The sequence below is a fragment of the Arthrobacter sp. K4-10C genome, assembly GCF_059090085.1.
Map to the genome: position 1 here is coordinate 54,786 of NZ_JBNHFI010000014.1, position 25,214 is coordinate 79,999.

Below are 25,214 nucleotides of genomic sequence, written 5' to 3' on the forward strand. Positions count from 1 at the left end.
CCCATTCTAGGTTTTCCGTGCACGGCCGACGGAACCCGTGCCGGATGCCGGGCTGGTGCATTGACGGACAAGTTACCCGCGAGTAGTTTTAGATGCTGCGCCGCTCCCGTAACGGCGTACTAGTCTTTAGGCATACACCCCTGAAGCGGGAGTTCGGATATCAAAGGAGCTATAGTGCGCGAATTCAGTGTTCCGCCTCTTGTTGTCGTTCCACCGGAAACCAATATCACCGATCTGGTGCTGCGGCAGGCGAATAAAGCCAGCAACCCGGCACTGTTCTCCCGCCTGGACCCGTCCGGTGCCTGGCAGGACATCTCCGCCACTGAGTTCCTCGCCGACGTCAAAGCCCTTGCCAAGGGACTGATTGCCAGCGGCGTCGGTGCCGGCGACCGTGTGGGCATCATGTCCCGCACACGCTACGAATGGGCCCTGGTGGATTTCGCCATCTGGTTTGCCGGCGGCGTTTCGGTGCCCATCTACGAAACCTCCTCGCCCTCGCAGGTGGCCTGGAACCTCGGGGACTCCGGCGCCGTGGCCGCTTTCGGTGAAGCAGCCCACCACGAGAATGTGATCCGGGAGGCCGTGACTGCGGAGGGCCTCACCGGGCTTCAGCACGTGTGGCAGCTGGAGGGTGCCGGCCTGGATGCCCTCCGCGCGGCCGGATCGGCGGTCAGCGACGAGGAGCTTGAGTCCCGGCGGACAACGGCAAAGCTGGCCGATGTAGCCACGATTATCTACACCTCCGGTACCACCGGCCGGCCCAAGGGCTGCGAACTGACCCACGGCAACTTCGTCGAGCTCTCGGACAATGCCCTGGCCATCATCGGCGAGATCGTCCACGAGAACGCCAAGACCATCATGTTCCTGCCGCTGGCCCACGTCTTCGCGCGGTTCATCTCCGTGCTGGCCATGGCCGCCGGTACCACCGTTGCGCACACACCGGACATCAAGAACCTGCTGTCCGACCTGCAGAGCTATGAACCCACTTTCATCCTGGCCGTTCCCCGGGTTTTCGAAAAGGTCTACAACTCAGCCCTGACAAAGGCGGAGGACGGCGGCAAGGGCGCCATCTTCCATAGGGCAGCGGATACCGCCATCGCATACTCCAAGGCCCGGCAGGCCGGACGCGTGGGGCTGGGACTGAAGCTGCGCCACGCCTTGTTCGACAAACTGGTCTACAGCAAGCTCCGCGCGGCCATGGGCGGCCACGTCGCCCACGCCGTGTCCGGCGGAGGGCCCCTCGGCGAACGGCTGGGCCACTTCTTCCAGGGCATCGGACTCCAGGTCCTGGAAGGCTACGGCCTCACCGAAACCACGGCCCCCATCTCGGTCAACACGCCGTCCCTGATCAAGATCGGCTCGGTAGGCAAGCCCCTGCCCGGCAACGCCGTCAGGATTGCCGAGGACGGCGAGATCCTCGCCAAGGGCGTCTGCGTCATGCGCGGCTACTACAAGCGCGATGACCTGTCAGCTGAAACATTCTCCGACGGCTGGTTCCGCACGGGTGACATCGGCCGGCTGGATGAGGATGGCTTCGTGTGGATCACCGGCCGCAAGAAGGAAATCATCGTCACCGCCGGGGGCAAGAACGTCATTCCCGCCCTTCTTGAGGACCAGATCCGTGCCGACGCGCTGGTGTCGCAGGTACTGGTGGTGGGCGACAACCGGCCCTTCATCGGCGCCCTGGTGACGCTCGACCAGGAAGCCCTTCCGGGCTGGCTGCAGCGCCACGGGCTGCCGGCCGGCACCACCCTTGCCGAGGCCGCCGGGAACCCGGTGGTCAAGGCAGCGGTCCAGGACCTGATCACGGCTGCCAACTCCTCGGTGTCCCAGGCCGAGGCCATCAAGTCCTTCCGGATCGTGCCGGCCGACTTCACCGAAGCCTCCGGCCACCTGACCCCCTCCATGAAGGTCAAGCGGGCACAGGTGATGAAGGACTTCGAGTCGGTCATCGAAGAGATGTACGCGGCGCCGCGTTCCTGACGCCGGCGCACAGCAAAGGGTCCTTCACCAGGTGAAGGACCCTTTGCTGTTGCGGCTGGTGTTACTGCTCGACGACCAGGAGCAGGTCTCCGCCCTGCACCTGCTCCACCGAGGAGATGGCGATCCGGGAAACCTTGCCGCCCACCGGTGTGGTGATGGATGCTTCCATCTTCATCGCCTCGATGGTGGCCACCGTGTCGCCGGCGTTGACGGTGTCACCGGCCTTGACCGTGACGGTAACGGCGCCGGCAAACGGCGCTGCAACGTGGCCGGGCTGCGCCGGGTCTGCCTTTTCGGCGGCCTTGACATTGCTCACCACCGAGCGGTCCCGGACTACAACAGGCCGGGACTGGCCGTTGAGGGTACACATGACGGTGCGCATGCCCTTTTCGTCCGGCTCGGAGACAGCTTCCAGGGAAGCGATCAGCCGGACGCCGCGCTCGAGCTGGATCTCGTGCTCCGTGCCGCGCTGGAGCCCGTAAAGGTAGTCGCGGGTGTCCAGGACGGAGATGTTGCCGTAGGTCTCCACGCTCTTCAGGTAGTCCTTGGTGGGGCCGTCGAAGAGCAGCCGGTTCAGCGTGTGCTGGCGGGTCTTGGAATCGGACTTCAGCGCAGCGCTGTCCTCCGAGCTGAGCTCCACGTCCCGGACCTTCACGCTCCGGCCCTGCAGGGCCTTGGTGCGGAAGGGCTCCGGCCAGCCGCCCGGAGGATCACCGAGTTCGCCGGACAGGAATCCGATGACGGAATCCGGGATGTCGTAGTTCTGCGGGTTCTCGTTGAAGTCGGCCGGGTCGGCGTTGAGGCCCACAAGGTGCAGGGCGAGGTCCCCCACCACCTTGGACGACGGGGTCACTTTGACCAGGTGTCCCAGGATCCGGTCGGCGGCAGTGTACATGTCCTCGATGGCTTCGAACCGCTCCCCCAGCCCCAGGGCCATCGCCTGCTGCCGCAGGTTGGACAGCTGGCCGCCCGGGATCTCGTGCTTGTAGACCCGGCCGGTGGGTCCGGGAAGGCCCGACTCGAAGGGGGCGTAGACGCGGCGGACCGCTTCCCAGTAGGGCTCCAATGAGCTGACTGCGTCCAGGTCCAGGCCGGTGTCACGCGGGGTGTGTGCCAGCGCTGCAACGAGTGCCGACGCCGACACCTGGCTGGTGGTGCCGGCAAGGGATGCGGAGGCGACGTCCACGGCGTCAACGCCCGCGTCGACAGCAGCAAGGAGGGTGGCCAGCTGGCCGCCTGCGGTGTCGTGGGTGTGCAAATGGACCGGCAGGTCGAAGCGTTCCCGGAGGGCGGCCACGAGCTTGGCCCCGGCGGCGGGACGCAGCAGGCCCGCCATGTCCTTGATGGCCAGGATGTGCGCGCCGGCGTCGACGATCTTCTGCGCCAGCTCCAGGTAGTAGTCCAGCGTGTATAGCGTTTCCTTGGGATCCAGCATGTCGCCGGTGTAGCACAGGGCCACTTCGGCGACGGCGGTGCCCGTGGCCCGGACGGCGCGGATGGCGGGTGCCATCTGGCTGACGTCGTTCAGGGCGTCGAAGATGCGGAAGATGTCGATGCCCGTTGCTGCGGCCTCGTTGACGAACGCCTCGGTGACTTCCTCAGGGTACGGCGTGTAGCCCACCGTGTTGCGGCCGCGGAGAAGCATCTGCAGGCAGACGTTGGGCAGTGCCTCGCGCAGCGCCGCGAGCCGGTCCCACGGGTCCTCGCCGAGGAAGCGCAGTGCGACGTCGTAGGTGGCCCCGCCCCAGCACTCGACCGACAGCAGTTCCGGCATGAGGGCGGTCACGGCAGGACCGGCGGCAACAAGGTCACGCGTGCGGACACGGGTTGCCAGCAGCGACTGGTGTGCGTCACGGAAAGTCGTATCCGTCACCGCCACGGCTTCCTGTTGCCGGAGCGCCCGTGCAAACCCGTCGGGTCCCAATTCGAGGAGCTTCTGCCGTGACCCGGGGGCGGTGGGCTTATCCTTCACGGACGGAAGCTTGTCCTGCGGGTTGGAGTGGACCTTCAGCTCGCCGTTTGGCTTGTTGACGGTGACGTCTGCCAGCCAGGTGAGGAGCTTGGTGCCGCGGTCGGCGGAAACCCTTGCCTTGAGCAGCTGGGGACGCTCGTCGATGAAGTTGGTCGCGACGTCGCCGGCGATGAAGTCGGGATCGTCAAGCACCGCCTGAAGGAAGGAGATGTTGGTGGACACGCCACGGATGCGGAACTCGGCGAGGGCGCGGCGGGCGCGTGCCACGGCGGCTGGGTAGTCCCGGCCGCGGCAGGTGAGCTTGACCAGCATGGAGTCGAAGTGGGGGCTGATCTCGGCACCCGAGTAGACGGTCCCGCCGTCGAGCCGTACGCCTGCGCCACCGGCCGAACGGTAGCCGGTGATCTTTCCGACGTCTGGGCGGAAGCCGTTGGCGGGATCCTCCGTGGTGATGCGGCTCTGCAGGGCTGCGCCCTTGAGGTGGACGGTTTCCTGGGAAAGCCCGAGGTCCGCCAGCGTCTCGCCTGAGGCGATCCGCATCTGCGCCTGCACCAGGTCGACGTCGGTGACTTCTTCGGTGACGGTGTGCTCTACCTGGATGCGCGGGTTCATTTCGATGAACACGTGCTGGCCGGCGCGTTCGCCGACGGTGTCCACGAGGAACTCCACGGTGCCCGCGTTCACGTAGTTGAGCGCCTTGGCAAACTTGACCGCGTCACGGTACAGGGCCTGGCGGATGCCCTCGTCCAGGTTGGGCGCGGGAGCGATCTCGATGACCTTCTGGTGGCGGCGCTGGATGGAGCAGTCGCGTTCGAACAGGTGCATGACGTTGCCTTCGGCATCGGCCAGGATCTGCACCTCGATGTGCCGGGGGCGCAGGACGGCCTGCTCCAGGAACATGGTGGGGTCGCCGAAAGCTGCATCCGCTTCACGCATGGCGGACTTCAGGGCCTCGGGAAGCGCCTCGCGGGTGTCCACCCGGCGCATGCCGCGGCCGCCGCCGCCGGCAACGGCCTTGGCAAAGATGGGGAAGCCGATCTCGTCCGCAGCGGCGAGGAGTTCATCCAGGTCCTTGGAGGGCGCACTGGACTTGAGGACGGGCACGCCGGCCTCGCGCGCAGCCTTCAGGGCGGCCACCTTGTTGCCTGCCAGCTCCAGGACTTCAGCCGGCGGACCCACGAAGGTTATCCCGGCTTCCTTGGCGGCACGGGCCAGGTCCGGATTTTCCGAGAGGAAGCCGTAGCCCGGGTAGATGGCGTCCGCTCCAGACTCCCTGGCCACCCGAATTACCTCTTTGACGTCCAGGTAGGCGCGGACGGGGTGTCCCTCCTCGCCAATCAGGTACGCCTCGTCCGCTTTCTGGCGGTGGATCGAGTTTCTGTCCTCTTGAGGAAAAACGGCAACGGTCTTGGCGCCCAGCTCGTAGCCGGCGCGGAAGGCCCTGATCGCGATTTCGCCGCGGTTGGCCACCAGAACTTTGGAAAACATACTTCTCCTGCATCATTGCGGGTGGATCGGTGAGTGGTCACAGTGTCTAGGACCTCCAAGGACAAACACAAATCTTTGTGGTGACCATCACAAATTTCCCCGTCATGTCCCGATCGCTTCCAGCCTTTCCAGCGGAAAGCGCCCCGGCCTCACAGCGGATGCCATGCCGACTCCCGATGAATCGGGATTAGCCGACGCATCCACATATGATGAGTAGGGCGGCAGGACCGTCCGGCTTCGGCTCTGCCGGAGCAAACATTACTCCCAACACGGCATCCGGCGTTAGGTTTTGGTCTCTCAAGTGCAAGTAGTCAGCATCAGCAGCCTTAAGGGTGGAGTCGGCAAGACTTCCGTCACCACAGGACTGGCGTCTGCGGCGCTCGCGGCGGGCGTCCGCACGCTGGTGGTGGACCTTGATCCCCACGCCGACGCAACCACGGCACTGGGTGTGCAGCCGGGTGACCAGCTGGATATCGGCAGGATGCTCAAGAGCCCGCGCCGCGCCAAGCTGGCCGAGAACGTCGTCGGCAGCAGCTGGACCGCCCGGGCTGCGTCCAACGGTTCCGGACCTGCGGTCCTGGATGTCGCCGTCGGCTCCGCCTACACGGGAATCTACGACCGCCCGGACCTGGGCCGCCGGGACCTTCGCCGGCTCTCCACGGTCCTGGCTGGCGCCGACAACTACCAGCTGGTCCTGATCGACTGCCCGCCGTCACTCAACGGGCTTACCAGGATGGCATGGTCGGCCAGCGACAAGGTGGCCCTGGTTGCCGAGCCGGGCCTCTTCTCGGTGGCCGGAACGGAGCGCACCATGAGGGCCATCCAGCTGTTCCGGCAGGAGTTCGCGCCGAATCTTTCCCCGGCCGGCATTGTGGCCAACCGCGTCCGGACCGGCTCATCGGAGCACGCTTACCGGCTGGCAGAGATGGAGTCCATGTTCGGCGATCTCCTCTTGAGCCCCCGCATCCCGGAGCAGGCCAACTGGCAGCAGATCCAGGGCGCCGCCCACCCGGTGCACCACTGGCCGGGTGACTCGGCCAAGTCCGCCGCTGCCCTTTTCGATGACCTGCTGGCCAACCTGATGGAAGTGGGCAGCGGGCTGCGCAGCCGTGCCCGGTAGTACGTGCCAGGCAGTAAGGCAACACAGACAAAAAGAGGCCGCTCTCCTCGGGAGAGCGGCCTCGACGTTTCTGAAACTTGTGGCGGCGTCAGCTGATCTTGCGGGCCGCCCGCCGTTTGCTCAGCTCGTCGTCCGGAAAGGACTGCTCGGCGGCATGTTCACTCGGCAGTGAAGCGAGGCTTCCTTCGACCTCGCGCCAGACCCGCCCCACAGCGATGCCGAACACGCCCTGGCCGCCCTGGACGAGGTCGATGACTTCGTCAGCCGACGTGCACTCGTAGACACTGGCGCCGTCGCTCATGAGGGTGATTTGCGCAAGGTCCTCCACGCCGCGCTCACGCAGGTGCTCCACTGCTGTGCGGATCTGCTGCAGGGACACCCCGGTGTCGAGGAGCCGCTTGACCACCTTGAGGACAAGGATGTCGCGGAAGCCGTAGAGCCGTTGGGAGCCGGAGCCAGCGGCGCCCCGCACCGCGGGTTCTACCAGCCCGGTGCGTGCCCAGTAGTCCAGCTGCCGGTACGTGATGCCCGCGGCCTTGCAGGCGGTGGGGCCCCGGTACCCGGCGTCCTCGTCCAGGACGGGAAGGTCTTCGGTGAACAGGAGGCCCTGGGCACCGCTCGCGGGCACAGCAACACCAGCCGTGGGCTGCTTCAGCCCGCCTGCTTCGCCTTTGGGACTCACCTGGATCCTCCTTGTCCTGCGCTCCCGGGGACCACCTGCAGCAGCCTTGGCATGAAGAGCATGCATGTAATTTTCGCGGGGCGCACTTTCCAGTGTGACTTGCGCGGCTGCCATAGGCAATGGGAACTCGATACTTCGACGTTAGGCCCGGCGGGGCCCGAGGTCAAAGACCCCGGGGCTTTCAGCAGGCGTGTCGAAAGTTTCAGGCTCAACTTTAACCTTAACGTGACCTCAGCCGTCGAAGTCTTCGGGCTCCACATCGTCAAGGAACTCGCGGAAGCGCCGGAGCTCGCGCTCCTCGTCCGCCGTGGGACCGGGCTCGGTGTCCTCGCCCTCGTCGTGCTCGGTGATGCGGACTCCGGCTTCATCCATCACCGAGTCGGCGCACCAGATGCGGCACTTCGCCCTGAGGGCGACGGCGAGGGCATCGGAGGCCCGGGAGCTCACAGTGGTGCCGTTCTCAAACTGCAGCTGCCCGTAAAAGATGTTGTCTTCCACGGCAACGATGTTGACGCTGACCACACTGTGGCCCAGCGACTCCACCACATCCACCAGGAGGTCGTGCGTCATGGGCCGCGGCGGGACCACTCCCTGCTGGGCCAGGGCGATGGCGCTGGCTTCAGGAGTGCCGATCCAGATGGGAACGTGGCGTTCCCCGTGCATCTCCCGCAGCAGGACCAGGGGCTGGTTGGAAGGCAGTTCGATCCGAACGCCTACGATCTCGACTTCAATCATCAGATGTCCATGCGTGAGATGTGGTCCTGCACCAGGGCACGGTGCAGGGTGAGGCAAAGGTCGCTGATCTCACGGGCGGCCTCTGCAGCCCGTGCCTGGGACGCGGAGTCCTTCCGGGAGGCAAGAGGCGCCACCGCACGTTCCACCAGGCCAAACTCCCGTTCCGCTGCAGCCTGGAACGGCCGCAGGTGCCGGGGTTCCAGCCCGTGGCTTTCCAGCTGGACGCAGGCCCGCGCCACCTGGAGGGCATGCTCGTCGAACATGCCGCTGCTGTGGCTGATGAGCCCGAAATCCAGAAGCGACTGGAGCAGGGGCACGCTTGCGCCGGATTCCGCGCGGAGTTGTTCCTCTGTCAGCTTGCGGCCCCGGTTCTGGAGCTCGGCGGCCAGCTCGTCGGAGACGATCCGGGGCGAAACCACGACGCCGGGCGGAAGGTTCTCCGGCCGCTCCCCCCTGTCGATGGCGTCAAGGTAGTCCTTGATGACTTTCAGGGGGAGGTACTGGTCACGCTGCAGTGCCAGGACGAAGCGCAGCCGCTCCACGTCGCCGTCGGAGTACTGGCGGTAGCCGGCGGGGGTACGCCGGGGGTTGATGAGCCCTTTTTCCTCAAGGAACCTGATTTTGGACGCTGTCATGCCGGGGAAGTCGGCGCTGAGCTGCGCGAGGACTTCCCCGATGTTCAGGACCTGCGGTCCCCGGCGTTCCGGTTGTGCCATTGCCACAGGCAGCGGACCCCGGATCAGCGGCGGCCTGCGGCGGTGGCAGGGCTCAGGTAGAAGGTAAGGCGGAACTTGCCGATCTGGACCTCGCTGCCGGACTTGAGTTCCACGGCGTCCACGCGGTCGTGGTTGACGTAGGTGCCGTTGAGGCTGTTTTTATCGACCACCTCGAAGCTCCGCGCCGTACGGCGGAACTCCACGTGCCGGCGGGAGACCGTGACGTCGTCCAGGAAGATGTCGGCGTCCGGGTGGCGGCCGGCAGTGGTGACATCGGAATCCAGCAGGAAGCGGGCGCCGGCGTTCGGGCCGCTGTGCGCCACGAGCAGTGCGGATCCGGCCGGTAGGGCCTCGACGGAGCTGCGCTCTTCGGGGGAGAGCTTGGGCGCGATGGTGGGTTCATCCCGGACGGGGGTGAGATTGATGGAGGTGGTCTCCGACGCCCTAGCCGCACCCGTGCCGTATTCCCCATCGGCAGGGTTCTGTGTGTGGCCAGCCATGGATTCCTCCTCTTCCCGCTGCAGCCCCTCCGGGCTGCAACCAACGTTTGCCCTCCGGACCTGTCCGGCGGGCCCGGCACCGGCTCCCCATCCGGCCGTTGACGTGCGAAGACGTTATGCCTGCGACGCGGGGCCGGACCGGATGTACCGGTTAGCTTTAGCCTACCTGTTGTTCGTACTCGGATGCACTGAGCAATGAATCAACGGCGTCGGCCTCGGCAAGTTTGACCTCGATCAGCCAGCCGTCACCGTAGGGATCGGTGTTGATCAACGCGGAATCGGTGTCCAGGGACTCGTTGCGGGCCACAACTTCGCCGCTGACCGGGGCATAGATATCGCTGACGCTCTTGGTGGACTCAACCTCGCCCACAACCTCGTTTGCCGTAATCCTGGTGCCGATCTCGGGCATCTGGGCGTAGACAACATCTCCAAGCGCGTCCTGCGCGAAGTCGGTAATGCCCACGCGGACCACGCCATCGGCATTGGGGGCGGAAACCCACTCGTGTTCGGCGGTGTAGGACAGGTCTTCGGGAATGTTGCTCATCGGGGGCCTTTCATCGGGTCAAACACGAAGGTCACGGGGCCCGGGAAACAGACCGCCGCTGAAAGTATAGGCACAACTGCCGGGGCGTCCACCGGGGTTTCTGACAAGATGGGAGCCATGAGCGCGCGCACTGATGCAGGACGCCCGGGGACCGGCAGGTAGCCCATGCCGGAACTACCCGAAGTGGCCGGCCTGGCCCAGTTCCTGAATGAGCAGCTGCGGGGCTGCGTCCTGGCCAAGCTGCAGATCGTTTCCTTCGCCGTGCTGAAGACCGCCGACCCGCCCTTCACTGCCCTGGAGGGCCGAACGGTCTCCGGGGTGCGGCGCTTCGGGAAGTTCGTCAGCATCGACACGGACGGCATCTCCCTGGTGTTCCATCTGGCCCGTGCCGGCTGGTTGCGTTTTACCGATTCCCCCGCCGAAAGCCAGCTGAAAATGGGCAAGGGACTCATCGCGGTCCGCTGTACCTTTCCGGCCCGGACGGGGCGCGGGGGTTCGACCTCACCGAGGCAGGAACAAAGAAGAGCCTGGCAGTGTATGTGGTGCGGGATCCCCAGGACGTGCCCGGCATAGCCACGCTGGGTCCGGATCCTTTCAACGGGGCGTTCGACGCCGGCAAGCTGGCCGGGATCCTGGCGGGCAGTTCGCAGCAGATCAAGGGACTGCTGCGGAGCCAGAGTGTGATAGCGGGCATTGGCAACGCCTACAGCGACGAGATCCTGCACGCGGCCCGGATCTCTCCGTTCGCTCCTGCAAAGTCCCTGGACCGGGAAACGGTGCAGGTATTGTATGACGCCATCCACGAAGTCCTGGGCACAGCCATGGCGGAGGCCGTCGGTAAACCGCCCAAGGACCTCAAGGACGTAAAGCGGAGCCACATGCGGGTCCATGCCAGAACCGGACTGCCGTGCCCGGTATGCGGGGACACCATCCGCGAGGTCTCCTTTGCCGATACCGCCCTGCAGTACTGTCCCACCTGCCAGACAAAGGGAAAGATCCTCGCCGACCGCCGGACATCAAAGTTCCTGAAGTAGGCAACTTTTCCGCGTGGGAGAGTTCTGGCGCAGACAACAAAAAAGCGGAAGCGCCGGAGGTTTTCTCCGGCGCTTCCGCTTTTTTGGTCGGGCTGACAGGATTTGAACCTGCGACCCCTTGACCCCCAGTCAAGTGCGCTACCAAGCTGCGCTACAGCCCGCTGGTTCCGCCGTTCTCCGCTGATTTCCATCAGCAGTCCGGCCGAACCACCTAGAAGAGCTTACACGATCCCGGAGGGTGCCCGTGACACTTTCCGGCTTTCGGTCCCCAGCGTGTCGAAGACAACACCAGGATCAGCGCTTCTTGCCGCGCTTTTCCCGCACGCGCATGCTGACCTCGATGGGGGTGCCCTCGAAGCCAAAGGTTTCGCGGAGCCGCCGCGTGATGAAACGCCGGTATCCGGGGTCCAGGAAGCCGGTGGTGAACAGCACGAATTTCGGCGGCCGGCTTGACGCCTGGGTACCAAAGAGGATGCGGGGCTGCTTGCCGCCGCGGACCGGGTGCGGATGCGCGGCCACAAGTTCGCCGAGGAAGGCGTTCAGGCGGCCGGTGGGGATGCGCCTGTCCCAGTTCTCCAGGGCCAGGTCCAGCGCGGGCACCAGGCGGTCCTTGTGCCAGCCGGTCTTAGCCGAGATGTTCACCCGCGGCGCCCAGTCCACGTGCGCCAGGTCCTGCTCGATCTCACGCTCCAGGTAACGACGGCGCTCGTCGTCCAGCAGGTCCCACTTGTTGAATGCCAGGACCAGGGCGCGTCCGGACTCGATGGCCAGCTGGAGGATGCGGACGTCCTGCTCGCTAAGGACTTCATCCACGGCGAGTAGCACGACGGCGACCTCCGCCTTTTCGAGCGCGGCCTGCGTCCGGAGTGAGGCGTAGTAGTCCGCGCCCTGCGCCATGTGCTGGCGGCGGCGGATGCCGGCCGTATCCACAAAGCGCCAGGTGCGGCCGCCCAGTTCGATGAATTCATCCACGGGATCCCGCGTGGTTCCGGCAGTGTTGTCCACCACCACCCGCTCGGAGCCCGCCAGTTTGTTCAGCAGGGAGGACTTTCCCACGTTGGGACGGCCGATCAGGGCGATCCGGCGCGGGCCGCCGGAGCGCTCCAGTCCCTCAATGGTGGAGAACTCGGGCAGCACATCCATGACGTGGTCCAGCAGGTCCGCCACCCCGCGGCCGTGGAGGGCGGAGACGGGATACGGTTCGCCGAAGCCCAGGCCCCACAGGACGGCGGAATCCGCTTCCTGCGCGAAGTCGTCCACTTTGTTGGCCACCAGGATGACCGGCTTCTTGCTGCGGCGCAGCATCTTCATCACGGCCTCGTCGGTGGCGGTGGCACCGACGGCGGAGTCGACGACGAAAAGGACGGCGTCAGCGAGTTCCACCGCCATCTCGGCCTGCTCCGCCACGCGGGCATGGAGGCCACGGGCGTCTTGTTCCCAGCCGCCGGTGTCCACGAGGGTGAAGTTGCGGCCGTTCCAGTTCGCCGCGTACATGACACGGTCGCGGGTCACGCCCGGGGTGTCCTCCACCACGGCTTCGCGGCGGCCCAGGATCCGGTTGACCAGGGTGGACTTGCCCACGTTGGGCCGCCCGATGATCGCCAGAACGGGGTCAAGCTTGACGGGGCCCTCGAAGTCTTCATCGCCGTACTCCCCGCTGAGCAGGGCAGCGTCTTCCTCATCGAGGTCGTAATCCTCCAGCCCGGCCCGGAGGGAGGCAGCGCGAAGCTCCGCCTCCTCGTCGTCGATGGCAGCCAGCCGTTCCGCCACCTGGTCGGCGCCCGCCGGTGTGAATTCGTCTTCGCCGGGGCCGAAGTGGCCGGGGGTTTGGGTGGTGTCGCTCATTGCACTGTCCTTAGTGGTCATCTGCCGGCGTCCCGGCTACTGCTGTTAAGTCTTTGGAGTTTTCGGCGAAAGGCAGGGGCTGCCCGCTGAGTTGGATGGCGTCCCGGACATGCCCTGCAAGTGCCGCGCGGATCTCCTGCGCTGCCCTGTCCATTGAAGCACGGCCGCTTTCCCCGGCCCTGCGGCCCAGCGTGAGGGCCGTGCCAAAGCTGACGTGGAGCCGCCGTCCGGGCGGCGGCACGAAGTCAAGGTGCTCATCCCCGGTCCGGGTGCCCAGGATGGCGACGGGCACCACCGGGGCGCCGGTGTTAAGGGCCAGCCATGCCACCCCTCCGCTGATGCCGGACGCTTCGCCGTTCCCCCGGGTACCCTCGGGGAGGATCCCAACGCAGCGGCCGGCGTCGAGCAGGTCCTTGCTGCGCTGCAGCGCGGCCCTGTCGCCGCGCCGATCCACGGGGAGCTGCCCGGAAGCGGTCAGCACCCTGCCCAGGAAGCCCTTGAACATCTCCTGCTTGACCAGGATGTGCATGGGCCGCGGTGAGGCGCCAAACATCACGGGCCCGTCCAGGAAGCTGATGTGGTTCCCGGCGAAGATCACCGGGCCCCCGGTGGGGACATTTGCCTTCCCGGTGACTGAGGTCCGGTAGACGAGGTGGTCCAGGATCCAGCCCACAGGCCGGCTCCAGGACATGGTCCAGCCGGACGGGACGGGCGGCCTGCCATCAGTCACGGTTGAGGACCTTGATGACAATGACCAGCGCAGCGTCCACCGTCTGCTCGAAGTCAAGGTCTGACGAGTCGAGGGTGACCACGCCGTCGGCAGCCTGCGTGAAGTTCACCACCGTGGAATCCCTGGCGTCCCGGTGGACAACCTGCGCCGCCAGCTGCTCCGCGTTCTGCGTTCCGCCCAGCTGGATGCCGCGCCGGCGCAGACGGGCTTCCTCGCTGGCCGTCAGCAGCATACGGACTTCCGCTCCGGGCGCGACGACGGTAGTGATGTCCCTGCCTTCCACCACCATGCGGCGGTGGTGCTTATCGATGAGTTCGCGCTGCCTGCGGATGAGTTCGGTCCTGGCACCCAGGGTGGTGGCGACGGCGCTGACGGCCGACGAGATGGCCGGCTCCCGGATGGCGTCCGTGACGTCCACACCGTCTACCCGCACGTATTCCTGCTGCGGGCTGGTGCTCAGTTCCAGCACGAGGTCCCGCGACGCCTGTTCCACGCCGGCTGCGTCGTCGAGGTCGATGCCATTGGTGACGCAGTACCAGGTCAGTGCCCGGTACATCGCCCCGGTATCGAGGTAGGCAAGCCGGAGCCTGCGGGCCACTTCCTTGCTGACGCTGGACTTACCGGACCCCGAGGGGCCGTCGATGGCAACGACCAGTGGCCGGCCGATCCGCAGTCCGGGCATGGTATCGAGAAGTTCCTGTGTCATGACTGAAGTACCCGCCATCCGCGGTCGTTTAATGCTTCGATCAGGTGGTCATGCTTGTTCGGCAACACTGACAATTCCACCATGCCCACGTTTTGTCCGGACGAATGGTCCAGCCGCAGGTCTTCAACGTTAACGCCGATTTCACCGATTTCGGTCAGCAGCTTCGCGATCTGGCCTGGCTTGTCGTCCACCAGGACTGTCAGCCAGGAATACGCCTGCGGCGGTCCGCCGTGCTTGCCGGGGATCCGCGCCTGGCCCGCATTGCCCTCGCTCATCAGCTGGGCAAGGTCCAGCCGGGCGCCGGGCGCGGTGGGTTGTTCCAGCGTGCCGATGAGCCGGTTCAGGTCCTCCCGTACGCCGTAGAGGATCTCCACCACCTTGGCCGCGTTACCACCCAGGATCTGTACCCACAATGTGGGATCGCTGGCGGCGATCCGCGTGACGTCGCGCAGTCCGTTGCCGGCCAGGGACAACGCGTGCAGGGGTGTTCCCTGCAGTCTGCTGGCCAGCAGCGACGACATGACCTGCGGCAGGTGCGATACCAGCGCAACGGCTTCGTCGTGCTCATCGGCGGTGAACTGCGACACAACGGCGCCGAGGTCAGTGGCGAGTGAGCGGGCTGTCTGCAGGGCTGCGACGGAAGTCTCCTCCGAGGGGCAAATTACCCATGGCATGGAGGTGAACAGTTCACCGCGCGCGGCTACCGGGCCGGACTTTTCCCGTCCTGCCATCGGGTGCGTTCCCACGTAGCGGGAGAGGTCCACGCCGCTGCTCCGCAGCCGCGCGAGGATTTCCGCTTTAACGCTGGCGATGTCCACAACCACGGAATCCGGGTAGTCGGCAAGGGCCTGGCGCACAACATCTGCCGTGACGTCAGGCGGAGCAGCGACCACCACCAGCTGGGGCCGGCTGCTTCCCAGGTCAGAGAGAGGACGGCCGGCACCGATGTCCACGGCCACGGCCTGGTTGGTCGGCGAAGGATCGGACAGGAACACCGGCACCCCGCGTCCCCGCAGTCCCAGTCCGATGCTGGCTCCGAGGAGCCCGGTGCCGAGCACCACCACCGGACCATCCAGGTGCCCGCGGCCCTGGCTCTTGAATGCGGACATGCCTCAGAGCCCTACGGACGCCAGCAGGTGGCCGATCTCCTGCTTGCCGAGGTTCCGGATGCTGCCCTGCCGCTGGTCCCCCAGCCCGATGGGGCCCACCTTGACCCGGACGAGCCGCTGGACCGGGAAGCCGACGGCGTCGAACATGCGGCGGACAATGCGGTTCTTGCCCGAGTGCAGCACAACTTCGATCAGGACGTGTCCCGGCGTGGAGTCAACCAGCCGGAAGGAGTCTACGGATGCAAGGCCGTCCTCCAGTTCGACGCCCGCCTTCAGCTGCGCGCCGATCCCGTGAGGGAAAGGACCGCGGACCTGGACCAGGTAGGTCTTGGGGACTTCGTAGGAAGGGTGGGTAAGCCGGTTGGCAAGCTCGCCGTCGTTGGTCAGCAGCAGCAGTCCCTCGGTTGCGACGTCCAGGCGGCCCACGTGGAAGAGCCGTTCGCCCTTGTTCTTGGTGTTCTTCAGGAAGTCGCTGATGCAGGGACGGCCCTCGGGATCCTCCATGGTGGAGACAACGCCCTTGGGCTTGTTGAACACCATGTAGACAAGGTTTTCGTCCAGCTGGATGCGGAGGCCGTCAACGTGGATGACCGCGGTTTTGGGATCCACGCGGACGCCGAGCTCGGTAACCACCTGGCCGTCCACCTCCACGCGTCCTTCCGCGATCATTTCCTCGCATACACGCCGCGATGCCACCCCTGCGGACGCCATGACCTTCTGGAGCCGCACGCCGTCGGCGTCGTGGAGTTCGGACTGGGGCACGTCACGGCCCGGACCCTTTTTGCGCGGGGGCCGGCGGAGCGGGCCGAGGTTCTGGCCGAAGCGTTCGCTGCCGAAGGCGCGGGAAGCCGCGGCGCCCGGGGCGGCGGCGCGCGGTTTCTGCTTGGGGGCTCCGGGAGTTCCCGGTGCCTTCTTCGCGCCGGGCTTGCGGGCCGCTGGCTTCCGCGACGAGGGTTTGGCGGGCTTGTCCTGGGCACCGCGCCCCTGCCCGGCGGCGGCCTCGTCGGGATCGATGAAGCGTTCCTCGCGCGGCTTGGGCGCCCGGTGCGGGCGGTCGCTGCCGAAGCCGGCGCCGCGTTTTACTGCCCCGCTGCGGCTGCCGCCGCCGGTGTTGCCTCCGGAGGTATTGCGTTGTGGGAAGTTACGTCCCGAACCGCTGCGTGGTGAACCCTGGCGTCCCGCCTGTGTCATGACCCGTCCTTCAATGTTCCTGGCTGTCAAAGGTGTCAAACAACAACCCTAGCCAGCCGTGCAGAATTACTCTGCCCTGATAAATATTCCTGTGCAGGCCGTGGGCCTACATTCTCTCGGCGTCGTAGAACTCCGCGATGCCTTCCAGCCCCGGAAGATGCGGGGACAGCTGCGGCAGGTCCGCCACTGAGCTGATCCCCAGACGCTCCAGGAAGTAGGAGGTGGTCCGGTAGAGGATTGCCCCGGACTCGGGATCCGTTCCCGCGTCCTCAATCAGCCCGCGCTGGGCCAGTGTCCGTACGACAGAGTCAACATTGACGCCGCGAATCGCAGACACCCGTGCCCGGGAAACCGGCTGGCGGTAGGCAATGACCGCAAGTGTTTCCAATGCCGCCTGGGTGAGCCTGGCAGTCTGCCCTTCGAGCACGTATTTGCCAACGATGTCAGCGAATTCTGCCCGGGAGTAGATGCGCCAGCCACCGGCGATGTTCCGCAATTCAAAACCCCGGGGGCTGGAACCGAAACCAGGCGTGCTGGCCGTTTCCGTATCCGGGGCTTTACCAGTATAGCCGTTATAGTCCCGCCCGAGTTCTGCCAGCAGGGCTTGGACTGCATCAACGGTCAGCTCAAGCCCGGCGGCCAGCTCTTCCTCGGTAGCCGGCTGGTCGAGAACCATCAGTACTGCCTCGAGGGCGGCCTTGGCCCCGCCGGGCAGGTCATGGGCAGCCCCGCCGGGCGATGCGCCTTCGGGCGGTTGCTCGTTCAAGCTTGCACCTCGTATTCCTCACTCAGGTTTTCGGCAGACCAGTCTCCCAGCCCGGCCGTCCAATGGACGGTGAGGCCGGCCAGCGGCGACAGCTGGTCGAAGGAGACTGCCTTGTCCCGGTACAGCTCCAGGAGTGCCAGGAACCGGGCTACCACCACAAGGGTGGAGTCGGCGTCGGATATCAATGCGCGGAACGTCTGCGGAGAGTCCTGCTGCAACCGCAGGCCCAGGATCTCCGCTTGTTCCTTCACGCTGACCTGGCCGCCATGCAGGTGGCTGATCCCTACCTCGGTGGGTTGCGGAGCTTTGGGACGGAGGGCTGCTTCCGCAAGGGCGGCGAACTGTTCCGGCGTGTGTTTCCATACCAGCTCGGGAAGCATCGCCGCGAAGTGTTCCTCCAGCGCCACCTGACGGGGGAAGCGCCGCCCTTCCTGGTCAAAGGTTTCGGCGAGGAGGCCTGCCACGTGCTTGAAGGCCTTGTACTGGAGGAGCCGGGCAAAGAGCAGGTCGCGGGCTTCGAGGAGCGCAATGTCCTCGTCGTCCTCCACCTCACCTGCCGGAAGCAGCCGGGCGGCCTTGAGGTCCAGCAGCGTTGCCGCGATCACCAGGAATTCGCTGGCCTCGTCGAGGGCCCACTCCCCGCCGAGCTCCTGCAGCTTGCGGATGTAGTTGATGAACTCATCTGTCACCGTGGCGATGGCCACCTCGGTGATGTCCAGCTGGTGCTTGGCGATCAACCCCAACAGGAGGTCGAAAGGACCGGTGAAGTTGGCCAGCCGTACCTCGAAGCCGGGCTTGGAGTCGGCCACGGCTATGGCTACGGCGCTCCGCCGCGGGAGATCAGTTCCTTGGCGAGCCGGCGGTAAGCGTCGGCGCCCACGTGAGTTGCCGCGTAGCTTGTGATGGGCTCCGCTGCAACGGTGGCATCAGCGAACTTGATGGACCGTTTAATGACGGTTTCGAAGACCTTGTCCCCGAAAGCCTCCACCAGCCTGGTGATGACTTCACGGCTGTGCAGGGTCCGGGCGTCGTACATGGTGGCAAGCACCCCGTCCACCTGCAGGCGGGGGTTGAGGCGGTCCTGGACCTTGTCAATGGTTTCGACCAGCAGGGCCACGGCGCGCAGGGCGAAGAACTCGCAGATCAGCGGAATGATGACCCCGTGGGCCGCGGTGAGGGCGTTGACGGTCAGGAGTCCCAGCGACGGCTGGCAGTCGATGAGGACGACGTCGTAATCGTCTTCAACCTTCTTCAGCGCGCGGTCCAGTACCTGCTCTCGCGCGACTTCGTTGACCAGCTGTACTTCCGCGGCGGAGAGGTCGATGTTTGCGGGCAGCAGGTCCACGTTGTCCACGCCGGTCTGGTGTATGGCGTCGCGGATATCAACTTTGCGGTCCATCAGCACGTTGTAGACCGTGAGGTCAAGCTCGTGGGGATTGACGCCCAGGCCGGCGGAGAGGGCGCCCTGCGGATCGAAATCCACCAGGAGTACGCGGCGCCCGTACTCGGCAAGTGCCGCGGCCAGGTTGATGGTTGAGGTGGTCTTCCCGACACCGCCCTTTTGGTTCACCATGGCGATGACGCGGGCCGGACCGTGGGAGGAAAGCGGCGCGGGTTCAGGAAACTCGCGGTATGGGCGCCCCGTGGGGCCCATCACCGCGTTGTCCAGGTCGAATGCCGTGCCCTCCAGAGTTGCCGAACCCTGTTCGCTGCTCACGTATCTGTCCACACTTTCGATGACGGGGATGTCCTGCCGCTGGATGACCAGCGCCGTTCCTTCTTCTCCCCAAGGTTACAGCTGCCGACACGGTATTCGGCGGAACTTGACTTTCCGCGAACGGTGAGCCTGACCCTCTAGTAGAACTCGAAGGTTGCACGTCCCGACATAGAAAAACCGCCCCCGGAGCGATTGCTGCGGGGGCGGTTCCGGTTGGGGCCGGGGTCAGGCGTTGACCGGGACCGGACGGGCTTCAGCCTGCTCCGGAGCTGCCGGAGCAGCGTGGCCTGCAATCATGGTCTGCTCATCGAACGGCAACTGACCGGAGAGCACCTCGCCAACCTGGCGGCTGTCGATTTCCTTTACCCAGGTGCCGATCAGGACAGTCGCCACTGCATTGCCGGTGAAGTTGGTCAGCGCACGGGCTTCGGACATGAAGCGGTCAATGCCGACGATCATGCCAACGCCCCCGAGCAGCTCGGGCTTGTGTGCCTGCAGGCCGGCCGCAAGCGTTGCCAGTCCGGCGCCGGTGACGCCGGCGGCACCCTTTGAAGCGATGATCATGAAGACCAGCAGCGAGATCTGTGCGCCCAGGTCCAGCGGTGTTCCCATGGCGTTCGCCACGAAGAGGGATGCCATGGTCAGGTAGATGGCCGTGCCGTCCAGGTTGAAGGAGTAGCCGGTGGGAACGGTGACACCGACAACCGGCTTGGAGACACCGAGGTGTTCCATCTTGGCGATCAGGCGGGGCAGCGCGGCTTCGGAGGATGAGGTGGAGAAGATCAGGAGGTATTCGCGGGCCAGGTACTTCATGAGCTTGAAGATGTTGACCCCGGACACGATCTTGAGCAGGCCGCCGAGGATGATGACGATGAACAGTGCGCAGGTGATGTAGAAGGCAGCCATCAGGGTGAACATGCTGACGATGGCCTGGAAGCCGGTGGCACCTACGACGGCGGCGATGGCACCGAAGGCGCCCACGGGGGCGAGCCACATGATCATGATCAGGATGCGGAAGACGAGGACCTGGCCGTGACCGATGGCCCGGAGGATGGGAGCACCCTGCGGGCCCATCTTTTGCAGTGCGAAGCCGACGAGGATGGCGGCGAACAGGGTGGGCAGGACGGGCACATCGCCCGGGATGATGTTGAGCAGGAATTCGACGGTGCTGTCCGTCGCAGCCTTCTTGGTGGGATCGTAGGGAGCCAGCTTCAGGCCCTCACCCGGGTGGATCAGGTTGCCCACCACAAGGCCGATGCCGAGCGCGAACGTGGACATCAGGACGAAGTAGCCCAGCGCCAGGCCGCCTACCTTGCCCACTGTTGCCGCCTTGGCGATGGAGCCGATGCCCAGGACGATGGTGCAGAAGATGACCGGTGCGATCATCATCTTGATGAGCTTGATGAAGCCGTCGCCCAGGGGCTTGAGGGACTTGCCCACCTCGGGGAACATCAGGCCGACGACGGCACCGAGGATGACGGCGGCGATGACGGCGATGTAGAGGTAGTGCGACTTGTCGATGCCCTTGCGCCGCGACTTCACGGTGTCGAGCGACTCTCCTCGTTGAGAAGCCATGATGTGTCTCCTTATGGATAATCTGATAGACGCTGCGGCACAGTTTCTGGGCTCATCACGTCCTTGCGGTGTGAGATCCATCATTGGGCACATAGTGACCCAGCTCACCGTTGCGTTCATATTGGTCGCGGCGCACATTCTTAGTCCGGAAAGGGCGTCGGGAGGTACAGATGATTCACCGCTGGAGTATCGCCCGGCGGCTTTTCGTGGCGAACCTCCTCATTGTGGTGGCTTTTATTGCCATCGTCGGGTCCGCCACCTACGTCGACGCCCGGGACCGTACCTACGATGAGGCCGGCCACCGGATGGCGGGAATCGCAGCCTCGGTCGCCGCAAGTCCGCTGGTGCTGGAAGCGGCGGCAGCCCCCGATCCAACGTCCCTCCTGCAGCCCTATGCGGAGGACGTCATGGCCACGGCCGACGTCGATTTCATCACCATCATGGCTCCGGACAGGACACGCTGGACCCATCCCCGTGCTGAGGAGATCGGGCGCCCCTACATCGGTTCCATTGATGCGGCACTTAACGGTGAAACCTTCACAGAGGTCACCGCGGGAACGCTTGGGCCGTCGGTACGGACCATCGTTCCCGTCAAGGATGCCGCCGGCGCAGTCAAGGCACTGGTGGCTGCGGGCGTCACGGTCGGGAATGTGGATATTGCCTTCGCCGCGCGCCTGCCTGCCCTGCTCGCCATCGGGCTGGCCCTGCTGGTGGGCGGGTCCCTGGCGTCATGGTTATTGGGCCGGTACCTTCGCCGCGTGACCCGGGGCTGGGGGCCGGAGCAGCTCGCGCAACTGTTCGCTTACTACGAGTCCGTGTTGCATTCTGTGCGGGAAGGGCTGATCCTTATCGACACGAAGGGCAGGGTGGTGATGTACAACGACCAGGCCGCAGAACTGCTGGGCCTGGACGAGGCCGGCAGCAAGGACCCTACCCGCCCTCCGTCGCTGGCCCAATTGCCCCTCGACGACGGGCTTCGCGGCCTGTTCGAGTCCGGCCGCACTGCCAAGGACGAGATTGTGCTTTCCGGGTCCCGTGTCCTGGTGGTGAACCAGGGGCCGGCGAAGGGACCTGAGACCGCCGGCAGCCGCGGCAAGACACCGCTGTATGGCACGGTGGCCACGCTGCGGGACCGGACCGAGATCGAGGCATTGGGCAACGAGCTGGAAACCATGCGGACCCTTTCCGACGCGCTGCGGGCCCAGACCCACGAACATGCAAACCGGCTCCACACCATGGTTTCGCTGCTGGAGCTGGGCCGCACCCGGGAGGCCCTGGACTTCGCCACAAAGGACCTGGAACTCAGCCAGCAACTCACGGACGACATGGTCAGCTCTGTGGACGAGCCGGTGCTGGGAGCGCTGGTCATGGGCAAAGTGGCCGAAGCCCATGAGCGGGGCGTCCAGCTGGATGTGGCCACCCTGGGTTCCGGTACGGCGGCAGGAATAGCCGTGCAGGACCTGGTCACGATCCTCGGAAACCTTCTGGACAACGCCATTGATGCCGCGGCGGAAGGGGCGCCTCCCCGGCGGGTGGAGCTGACGGTGGAGTCCGATGAGGAAGGACTGGATATCGCCGTCCATGACACGGGCGCGCCCCTGGAAGCCGCCGCAACGGAGAACATCTTCCGTCACGGCTACAGTACGAAGCCGGCCGGACCCGGCGGCCGGGGCATCGGCCTCGCCCTGGTCCGCCAGGCGGTGCAGCGGCTTGGAGGTACATTGACCATCAATGGACGGCGCGGCGCCAAGTTCGAAGTGTTCCTGCCCGCGGCGGTGTCCCCGGGAAAGGAGCACAGACCGTGAGCAACATCCGGGTCCTCGTCGTTGAGGATGAGGCTATTGCGTCGGCCGCCCATGCAGCCTACGTGGGGCGGATGCCCGGGTTCGAGCTCGCGGGAACCGCTCCGGACGGGCAGTCCGCGCTCCGGCTGCTGAACGAATTCTCAGCGGCAGGCAAACCTGTGGAACTGGTCCTGCTGGACATGAACCTGCCCGACCTCCACGGCCTGGACATCGCCCGAAGGATGCGCTCCGCCGGCATTCTCGCGGACATTATCGCAATCACCGCCGTCAGGGAGCTGGCAATCGTGCGCAGCGCGGTGGCCATCGGGGTGGTGCAGTACCTCATCAAGCCCTTCACCTTCGCCACCTTCGCGGACAAGCTGGAGAGTTACCGGCAGTTCCGGCAGCAACTGGCAGACCCGGGGCCGGCGTCCGGCAAATCCGCTGCGTCCCAAAGCGAAGTGGACCAGGCGTTCGCCAGGCTGCGGGCGCCATCGGAATTGCCCCTGCCCAAAGGACTCTCGGTATCCACGCTCGAGTCCGTGCAGGAGTTCCTGAAGCGGCACCAGGATGCGGTGTCCGCCACGGAAGTGATGGACGCCCTCGGCATGTCCAGGGTTACGGCGCGGCGCTACCTGGAATACCTTGCCGACGCCGGCACCGTATCCCGCACTGCGCGCTACGGCACGCCCGGAAGGCCGGAGAACGAATACCGCTGGAGCGGCCGGTAGGGCACGTACCCCCTCTGTATACAAAGAAGCCATTCTCAGTCTCCTCGAAGCCGCTAGCTAGGCATTTACGCTATGGCTGTGTATACAATAGTGATAGCCACCGAAAGGAGCAGCAATGCGGGCCAGCGAACGCGCCTACGTCGCCCTGCGCGACGACATTGTGGAGTGGCGGCTGCCGCCCGGTGCCTTGCTGGCCGAGGTGGAGCAGGCTGAACGCCTGGGCGTCTCCCGCACGCCGCTTCGGGAGGCGCTGGGCCGCCTCACTGCCGAAGGCCTGACGACGGCGGGCAGGCGCGGCGTGGTGGTCACCGGCATCTCCCTGGCGGACATAGACGAGCTTTTCGAGCTCCGCGAAACGCTGGAAGGACGGGCAGCGGCACTGGCAGCCGAGCGCGGGGAACCTGCCTCATTCCGCCGGCTGCAGGGCGAACTGCTGCAGGCCCCGGATCTACTCACCGGCTCCGCCTCCGGCATCCACGACTACTACGAACTGGCAGCCCGGCTGGACGGGGCCATCGATGCGTCCATCGCCAACTCGTACCTGGTGCAGGCCATGCGGAGCCTGCGGGTTCACCTTGTCCGCATCCGCAGGATGGCTGCCGACGATACCGACCGGTTGTCCGCTGCCGCAGCCGAACACGCAGCAATCGCCGGTGCCATCGCGGACCGGAACCCGCGGCTCGCTGAAGCTGCCACCACGATGCACCTGCACCGCAGCCTTTCCCATATCAAAGCCACCGCACCATCTCCCTAGGAGGACCGCCATGGTCAAGAACAACCACGTCCGCGTGTACAAGAGTGAAGAGAACTTGCCCCGGGAGGAGCAGCTGGCGCACAAGATCGCCGTGGTCGCCGCAGACCCGGTGGAGGTCACTGACGACGTCACGGAGATGGTGATCAACCGGATCATCGATAACGCCTCGGTGGCGATCGCCTCGCTGAACCGGGCCCCCATCGTCGCCGCCCGGGCCCAGGCCCTGGCCCATGGGCCGAGCACCGGCGGCAAAGGCGCGAAGGTCTTCGGCATCGGCGAACGGGTCTCTCCAGAGTGGGCGGCGTGGGCCAACGGCGTGGCGGTCCGGGAACTGGACTACCACGACACGTTCCTCGCCGCTGACTATTCACACCCCGGGGACAACATCCCGCCCATCCTGGCCGTCGCCCAGCACACCGGTGCCAGCGGCAGGGACCTGGTCCGTGGCATCGCCACCGGATACGAGATCCAGGTCAACCTGGTCAAGGCCATCTGCCTGCACAAGCACAAGATCGACCACGTCGCCCACCTCGGCCCCTCCGCCGCGGCCGGCATCGGCACCCTGCTGGGCCTCGACGTCGAAACCATCTTCCAGTCCATCGGGCAGGCCCTGCACACCACCACCGCCACCCGACAGTCCCGCAAGGGCGAGATCTCCACCTGGAAGGCACACGCCCCGGCGTTCGCGGGCAAGATGGCCGTGGAAGCAGTGGACAGGTCCATGCGTGGCCAGACCTCCCCGGTGCCCATCTATGAAGGCGAAGACGGCGTCATCGCCTGGCTGCTGGACGGACCCGACGCCTCCTACCAGGTCCCGCTCCCCACCCCCGGCGAGGCCAAACGCGCCATCCTGGACACCTACACGAAAGAGCACTCGGCGGAGTACCAGGCCCAGGCCTGGATCGACCTCGCCCGGAAACTGAACCGAGAACACCCAGAAGCCACCAACCCCACGAACGTGAAGTCCGTGCTGATCAAGACCAGCCACCACACCCACTACGTCATCGGCTCCGGCGCCAACGACCCCCAGAAGTACAGCCCGAACGCATCGAGGGAGACGCTGGACCACTCCATCCCGTACATCTTCACCGTCGCGCTGCAGGACGGGTCCTGGCACCACGTCGATTCCTACTCCCCCGAACGCGCCGCACGCCCGGACACCGTGGAGCTCTGGCAGAAAGTCACCACCGTGGAAGACCCCGAGTGGACCCGCCGCTACCACTCCCTGGACATCAACGAAAAAGCCTTCGGCGGTTCATTGGAAATCACCCTCACCGACGGCACCGTGATCACCGATCAGATCGCCGTCGCCGACGCCCACCCGCTCGGCGCCCGGCCGTTCGGCCGTGAACAGTACATCCACAAGTTCCGCACCCTCGCCGCCAGGCTGGTCGAGGAGGCCGAAATCGAACGGTTCCTCGCCGCCGTCGAACGCCTCCCCGAACTCGCCGCCGGGGAACTGGACCAGCTGAACATCACCGCCGCCCCCGGCGTCATCGACCTGGGCGCGGCACCGAAGGGACTGTTCTAAC

At 65.7% G+C, this 25,214-nt stretch carries 21 protein-coding genes, 1 tRNA gene and 1 pseudogene; 7 read left to right on the forward strand and 16 right to left on the reverse strand.

Annotation, left to right across the window (positions count from 1 at the left end):
- Positions 1-174 precede the first annotated feature (174 nt).
- The gene (locus AC5RUU_RS18095; protein ID WP_493976593.1) at positions 175-1,983 is read left to right on the forward strand and encodes an AMP-dependent synthetase/ligase; all 1,809 of its coding nucleotides are present in this window, start codon (positions 175-177) and stop codon (positions 1,981-1,983) included.
- Positions 1,984-2,044: 61 nt separating this feature from the next.
- Here the strand turns inward: AC5RUU_RS18095 and AC5RUU_RS18100 are convergent, their stop codons facing one another.
- On the reverse strand, positions 2,045-5,443 hold the full coding sequence (locus AC5RUU_RS18100; RefSeq protein WP_493976594.1) for a pyruvate carboxylase: 3,399 nt from the start codon (positions 5,441-5,443) through the stop codon (positions 2,045-2,047).
- A 301-nt stretch (positions 5,444-5,744) separates the two neighbouring features.
- Between AC5RUU_RS18100 and AC5RUU_RS18105 the strand changes: the two genes are divergently transcribed.
- Positions 5,745-6,563, forward strand: a complete 819-nt coding sequence (locus AC5RUU_RS18105; protein WP_493976595.1) for a ParA family protein — start codon at positions 5,745-5,747, stop codon at positions 6,561-6,563.
- Between the two features lie 88 nt (positions 6,564-6,651).
- Here AC5RUU_RS18105 and AC5RUU_RS18110 read toward each other — a convergent pair whose 3' ends face one another.
- The 5 genes from AC5RUU_RS18110 to gcvH all read right to left on the reverse strand — a co-directional run bounded on the left by AC5RUU_RS18110 (position 6,652) and on the right by gcvH (position 9,740).
- Positions 6,652-7,245 carry a MerR family transcriptional regulator gene (locus AC5RUU_RS18110; RefSeq protein ID WP_009358601.1) on the reverse strand — a complete coding sequence of 198 codons (594 nt, stop codon included), beginning with the start codon at positions 7,243-7,245 and terminating at the stop codon, positions 6,652-6,654.
- 231 nt (positions 7,246-7,476) lie between these two features.
- Positions 7,477-7,980, reverse strand: coding sequence for a bifunctional nuclease family protein (locus AC5RUU_RS18115; protein ID WP_493976596.1), 504 nt, complete (start codon positions 7,978-7,980; stop codon positions 7,477-7,479).
- Positions 7,980-8,696: a transcriptional regulator FtsR gene (gene ftsR, locus AC5RUU_RS18120; RefSeq protein ID WP_493976597.1), complete on the reverse strand. Its 717-nt coding sequence runs from the start codon at positions 8,694-8,696 to the stop codon at positions 7,980-7,982. The genes AC5RUU_RS18115 and ftsR overlap by 1 nt, the downstream gene beginning before the upstream one ends.
- 23 nt (positions 8,697-8,719) lie before the next feature.
- Positions 8,720-9,196 (reverse strand): FHA domain-containing protein, encoded by a 477-nt coding sequence (locus tag AC5RUU_RS18125; RefSeq protein ID WP_493976598.1) that lies wholly within the window; start codon positions 9,194-9,196, stop codon positions 8,720-8,722.
- Positions 9,197-9,353: 157 nt separating this feature from the next.
- Positions 9,354-9,740 (reverse strand): glycine cleavage system protein GcvH, encoded by a 387-nt coding sequence (gcvH, locus tag AC5RUU_RS18130; protein ID WP_493976599.1) that lies wholly within the window; start codon positions 9,738-9,740, stop codon positions 9,354-9,356.
- A 165-nt stretch (positions 9,741-9,905) separates the two neighbouring features.
- Between gcvH and AC5RUU_RS18135 the strand changes: the two are divergent.
- Positions 9,906-10,774 (forward strand): annotated as a pseudogene (locus AC5RUU_RS18135) (Fpg/Nei family DNA glycosylase).
- A gap of 84 nt (positions 10,775-10,858) precedes the next feature.
- Here AC5RUU_RS18135 and AC5RUU_RS18140 read toward each other — a convergent pair.
- The 10 genes from AC5RUU_RS18140 to AC5RUU_RS18185 form a co-directional block, all read right to left on the reverse strand.
- Positions 10,859-10,935 (reverse strand) — tRNA-Pro (locus AC5RUU_RS18140).
- Between the two features lie 133 nt (positions 10,936-11,068).
- A complete protein-coding gene (der, locus tag AC5RUU_RS18145; RefSeq protein ID WP_493976600.1) occupies positions 11,069-12,619 on the reverse strand; it encodes a ribosome biogenesis GTPase Der in 1,551 nt (516 codons plus the stop codon).
- 10 nt (positions 12,620-12,629) lie between these two features.
- Positions 12,630-13,310 (reverse strand): lysophospholipid acyltransferase family protein, encoded by a 681-nt coding sequence (locus tag AC5RUU_RS18150; protein ID WP_493976626.1) that lies wholly within the window; start codon positions 13,308-13,310, stop codon positions 12,630-12,632.
- A gap of 31 nt (positions 13,311-13,341) precedes the next feature.
- Positions 13,342-14,055 carry a (d)CMP kinase gene (cmk, locus tag AC5RUU_RS18155; protein ID WP_493976601.1) on the reverse strand — a complete coding sequence of 238 codons (714 nt, stop codon included), beginning with the start codon at positions 14,053-14,055 and terminating at the stop codon, positions 13,342-13,344.
- Positions 14,052-15,164, reverse strand: coding sequence for a prephenate dehydrogenase (locus AC5RUU_RS18160; protein ID WP_493976602.1), 1,113 nt, complete (start codon positions 15,162-15,164; stop codon positions 14,052-14,054). The genes cmk and AC5RUU_RS18160 overlap by 4 nt, the downstream gene beginning before the upstream one ends.
- Before the next feature lie 3 nt (positions 15,165-15,167).
- A complete protein-coding gene (locus AC5RUU_RS18165; protein ID WP_493976603.1) occupies positions 15,168-16,355 on the reverse strand; it encodes a pseudouridine synthase in 1,188 nt (395 codons plus the stop codon).
- 106 nt (positions 16,356-16,461) lie between these two features.
- Positions 16,462-17,031: an SMC-Scp complex subunit ScpB gene (gene scpB, locus AC5RUU_RS18170; RefSeq protein ID WP_493976627.1), complete on the reverse strand. Its 570-nt coding sequence runs from the start codon at positions 17,029-17,031 to the stop codon at positions 16,462-16,464.
- Positions 17,032-17,117: 86 nt separating this feature from the next.
- On the reverse strand, positions 17,118-17,930 hold the full coding sequence (locus AC5RUU_RS18175; RefSeq protein WP_493976604.1) for a segregation and condensation protein A: 813 nt from the start codon (positions 17,928-17,930) through the stop codon (positions 17,118-17,120).
- Positions 17,931-17,938: 8 nt separating this feature from the next.
- On the reverse strand, positions 17,939-18,838 hold the full coding sequence (locus AC5RUU_RS18180) for a ParA family protein (RefSeq protein WP_493976605.1): 900 nt from the start codon (positions 18,836-18,838) through the stop codon (positions 17,939-17,941).
- A gap of 225 nt (positions 18,839-19,063) precedes the next feature.
- Positions 19,064-20,413 (reverse strand): cation:dicarboxylate symporter family transporter, encoded by a 1,350-nt coding sequence (locus AC5RUU_RS18185; protein WP_493976606.1) that lies wholly within the window; start codon positions 20,411-20,413, stop codon positions 19,064-19,066.
- 170 nt (positions 20,414-20,583) lie between these two features.
- Between AC5RUU_RS18185 and AC5RUU_RS18190 the strand changes: the two genes are divergently transcribed.
- The 4 genes from AC5RUU_RS18190 (at position 20,584) to AC5RUU_RS18205 (ending at position 25,213) form a co-directional block, all read left to right on the forward strand.
- A complete protein-coding gene (locus AC5RUU_RS18190) occupies positions 20,584-22,218 on the forward strand; it encodes a sensor histidine kinase (RefSeq protein ID WP_493976607.1) in 1,635 nt (544 codons plus the stop codon).
- Positions 22,215-22,928: a response regulator gene (locus AC5RUU_RS18195; protein ID WP_493976608.1), complete on the forward strand. Its 714-nt coding sequence runs from the start codon at positions 22,215-22,217 to the stop codon at positions 22,926-22,928. Before AC5RUU_RS18190 ends, AC5RUU_RS18195 begins: the two co-directional genes overlap by 4 nt.
- Positions 22,929-23,043: 115 nt before the next feature.
- Positions 23,044-23,682, forward strand: a complete 639-nt coding sequence (locus AC5RUU_RS18200) for a GntR family transcriptional regulator (protein ID WP_493976609.1) — start codon at positions 23,044-23,046, stop codon at positions 23,680-23,682.
- A gap of 10 nt (positions 23,683-23,692) precedes the next feature.
- Positions 23,693-25,213: an MmgE/PrpD family protein gene (locus AC5RUU_RS18205; RefSeq protein ID WP_493976610.1), complete on the forward strand. Its 1,521-nt coding sequence runs from the start codon at positions 23,693-23,695 to the stop codon at positions 25,211-25,213.
- Position 25,214: the final 1 nt, after the last annotated feature.

Excerpts from the sequence above, each read along its gene's own strand:
- AC5RUU_RS18100 (WP_493976594.1), bottom strand. The coding sequence starts at position 5,443 with ATGTTTTCCAAAGTTCTGGTGGCCAACCGCGGCGAAATCGCGATCAGG.
- AC5RUU_RS18115 (WP_493976596.1), bottom strand. The coding sequence starts at position 7,980 with ATGATTGAAGTCGAGATCGTAGGCGTTCGGATCGAACTGCCTTCCAAC.
- ftsR (WP_493976597.1), bottom strand. The coding sequence starts at position 8,696 with ATGGCACAACCGGAACGCCGGGGACCGCAGGTCCTGAACATCGGGGAA.
- AC5RUU_RS18125 (WP_493976598.1), bottom strand. The coding sequence starts at position 9,196 with ATGGCTGGCCACACACAGAACCCTGCCGATGGGGAATACGGCACGGGT.
- gcvH (WP_493976599.1), bottom strand. The coding sequence starts at position 9,740 with ATGAGCAACATTCCCGAAGACCTGTCCTACACCGCCGAACACGAGTGG.
- der (WP_493976600.1), bottom strand. The coding sequence starts at position 12,619 with ATGAGCGACACCACCCAAACCCCCGGCCACTTCGGCCCCGGCGAAGAC.
- AC5RUU_RS18150 (WP_493976626.1), bottom strand. The coding sequence starts at position 13,310 with ATGTCCTGGAGCCGGCCTGTGGGCTGGATCCTGGACCACCTCGTCTAC.
- cmk (WP_493976601.1), bottom strand. The coding sequence starts at position 14,055 with ATGACACAGGAACTTCTCGATACCATGCCCGGACTGCGGATCGGCCGG.
- AC5RUU_RS18160 (WP_493976602.1), bottom strand. The coding sequence starts at position 15,164 with ATGTCCGCATTCAAGAGCCAGGGCCGCGGGCACCTGGATGGTCCGGTG.
- AC5RUU_RS18165 (WP_493976603.1), bottom strand. The coding sequence starts at position 16,355 with ATGACACAGGCGGGACGCCAGGGTTCACCACGCAGCGGTTCGGGACGT.
- scpB (WP_493976627.1), bottom strand. The coding sequence starts at position 17,031 with ATGGTTCTCGACCAGCCGGCTACCGAGGAAGAGCTGGCCGCCGGGCTT.
- AC5RUU_RS18185 (WP_493976606.1), bottom strand. The coding sequence starts at position 20,413 with ATGGCTTCTCAACGAGGAGAGTCGCTCGACACCGTGAAGTCGCGGCGC.
- AC5RUU_RS18190 (WP_493976607.1), top strand. The coding sequence starts at position 20,584 with ATGATTCACCGCTGGAGTATCGCCCGGCGGCTTTTCGTGGCGAACCTC.
- AC5RUU_RS18200 (WP_493976609.1), top strand. The coding sequence starts at position 23,044 with ATGCGGGCCAGCGAACGCGCCTACGTCGCCCTGCGCGACGACATTGTG.
- AC5RUU_RS18205 (WP_493976610.1), top strand. The coding sequence starts at position 23,693 with ATGGTCAAGAACAACCACGTCCGCGTGTACAAGAGTGAAGAGAACTTG.